The 2,953-nt window shown below is 40.1% G+C and carries 1 protein-coding gene and 1 pseudogene; both read right to left on the bottom strand.

Translation table 11 applies throughout. The features are described 5' to 3' along the window. Positions 1 to 476: 476 nt before the first annotated feature. Positions 477 to 1,358: a carotenoid biosynthesis protein gene (locus tag PLL47_RS14735; protein ID WP_324447313.1), complete on the bottom strand. Its 882-nt coding sequence runs from the start codon at positions 1,356 to 1,358 to the stop codon at positions 477 to 479. Between the two features lie 322 nt (positions 1,359 to 1,680). Further along, a pseudogene (gene tnpC, locus PLL47_RS14730) lies at positions 1,681 to 2,891 on the bottom strand (IS66 family transposase). Positions 2,892 to 2,953 lie beyond the last annotated feature (62 nt).

Genomic DNA, 2,953 nt, shown 5'->3' with positions numbered 1-2,953 from the left:
TTGTGACAGCTTTTTGCATTTTTCTCTCTACAAAACCATGTTTCTTCAAAAGCTGCTTTACTACATGTGGTGTTATATTCATGCCCTTTGATTTGAAAGCATTTGAAATCTCTTTGTACCATTCCGGAGTTCAGCGATTCCGGCCATAATAGTCTGAAAATGACAACCAAGTACACTACTTATATATTTTTGTCCACCATGACCAAACTTCATTGCTTCTATGGCGGAATACCTTCTTCGGTCTTTCTCATTCAAAGAATCAAAAAAATGATTTCATTTGATTTTCAATTTCTTCAGAATATTTTGTGCGTAAAATAATTCAGATTCCGCTTTTTTGTGTACAATAAGTATAGTTAGCAATACTAGAGTGGGAACAGAAATTAGAGAATAGCCATAATTGAGCATAGTGTTTACCCTATCCCCTGAGCCCATAGCTCCTCTGAATTGGTCTGTAAGAGGAGGGGTTAGTCGGTAGTCTAATTACTTGCTTTCTCTGTTTTACTTTCTCTGTTAGACCGATACCAGTAATTTAGAGTATCTCGGTGAAGCCAAACTGCTACTATGCTCATAACTATACTTACCACTAACAAAAAGAGTGGGTCCAGGATGGCACCTGAAACTAATCCTGCTATCAGGAAGTAAGCATGAAATCCGAGAGGCACAAGAAAGACAAATGCAGCCTGAGACTGTACCGAAACTTCCGGGCGTAATGCCAAAATCAATAGCAAAGCACCTCCCAAAACTGCAGCGATAGTAGTGTAATGTATCAGGTCACTGGGAATGTTGGTAATGAGCTCATTTGTAATAAGCACGCCCGCAGTGCCAAAGATTATGGCTCCTGCAGGGGAGAGCCAGCGTCCCCAGAAGCCGGGGAGCTTCGATAGCAATCGAAGGCTAGCTGAAAATGAGAACACAACCCAGAACCATGCCCAGAAGTTGTTGTAAGGGACACCGAAGAACTGATGATCAAGACCTTTCCCCCAATCCCACATGCCCAGGCGGATGGCTATTGCATCCATGGAAAGGTCGATATTCAGAGCCATCAGGCCATCGAGCACCGGGCGTGCCCATTCCGGAAGGTTGGTTTTATCGGAAAAGGAGCGAACACTATAGATGATAGTTCCCCATGCCACCCCAACGACCACAGGGACAGGCCCAAGCATTACCAGAAAGCGTCCGTACTCGTAGGCATCGAGCTGTTGGATTGTAGCCCATTCCAGCAGCAAGCCGAAGAGTGCCCCGGCAATAAGTTGCCAGGCTACCCAGGAGCCTCTCTGCCATGCATTTTGCAGACAGCCCAGAAAGAGCACTAAAACCAGAATCTCGAAGGCGAGAAAGTATAGATTTAACACGGACATGCGCATTGAATACTGAATGACAGCTTAAAAAACTTGCGAAAACGTTTGACCACACAATCCTGCGCATAATACCTCGCATAATTATCCACTTTAATAATCTGCCATTATTGCATGCTAATTTAATAGAACTCCAGCAACAACAAGGGTAGTGGCTATGATTTTTTGCATGAGGCTACCAATGCTGATCTTCTCTCTTGCGAGATTCGAATATTGATTTTCAAAAAAATACTGCGGAATGTAGGCTATAACATCATCTAGATTATTTCAACCCTGGAGATTTCAGGGAAATTCGGAATTCCCAGTTTAATTTATTTGTAACTATTCAGGGTATAGTTAATGGCGCTCCTTTGAGCGCCGCTATAATGCCCTCTAAAACAGGTAAACTATTCTTTCTTAACGTAGAAATATAAGCCCTCATTCTGTAGAAAGCTTGCGCTCCCAGTGTTGTTCTGAAAGTTCCTGATATTTTCTGCTGTAGTTTCATCATCCTGATATCTCTTTCTGCCTGATTATTCTCAAACGGAACTTTCAAATCTATCAGGAATTTCAGGACCTTTTCTCTGTGTTCTATAAACCTATCCAGCAGATTCCTTGCTTTTGTTTTTGGATTCTTACCACGTTTTCCTTGCTTTTGAAGGTTTAGAGAATGTGGATTTTCTTCAATTCCTTTCATGATTACAGCATCAAACTTTTCTTCTAACGCTTTAATCTGTTCAAAATCCAGTTCTTTAACTTGCTCTTTGCACTCATCAGTATACTTTTTCATCTCAGTGAGCAGTTCATTCATTTCCTTAGCCCACTGCTGTTTATAATTCTCTTCAATTCCGGTAAGTTCTCTCTGTAGATGAGCATTGCAAAGAGCGTGATCACAATCATAAACGTTGTAAGGTTTCCATCCATCATGGACTGCTGTCCCCTTAAATTCTGGAAGAATTTCCATAGCATCAATTGCTTATGATCCTCTTTTTGGATGAGAGTAATAACAGGTATATTTTTCAGTAGAAGCTACATGAAGCCAATGCCTTTTCCCTTCAATCTTCATACCAGTTTCATCAAAATTGACTACAGGAGAATCCAGTAATTTCTCTCTAATAACGTTTTCAAATCCTTCTAAATTCTGGAAACATTCTTTTTCTGCTCTAATTTACAGGAGGAATATCAAAGATTTGCCTCCTCTCATAAGCTTTAATTTCAACATCCTCAAGATCAGATCCACATTCTTTGCAGAAAGTCAAAGAATGTTCAATCACCTACTCAGGATTATCAACCATACCAAGAGTTGTGCCTGGATGACCTTCCTGAACTCCAGGTTTTTTATCACTATTTTTACGAAGACTCTTAGGATTAGGTTTCTTTGACAAAATAATCAGTAGAAGGAGGGCAACTGCTGTTACGACTGTTTTGGTTTAAACGAGATTCTAAGGCTATCAATCTTTCAGTGAGTTCTTTAATTTGAGTTTCAAGACTCACAAAATAAGCAAGAATTTCAGGGTTTGAAGCACAAAAAACATGAATCTCTTCGCGTGTAAGCATAATAACAAAACGAAATAGGATTCAATTTATATCCAATTTTTCCTCGAAAAGAGGAAAAATTG

It is taken from the genome of Methanosarcina sp. (genome assembly GCF_035390745.1).
Lineage (GTDB): Archaea > Halobacteriota > Methanosarcinia > Methanosarcinales > Methanosarcinaceae > Methanosarcina.
This window is presented reverse-complemented; position numbering and strand designations above follow the sequence as displayed.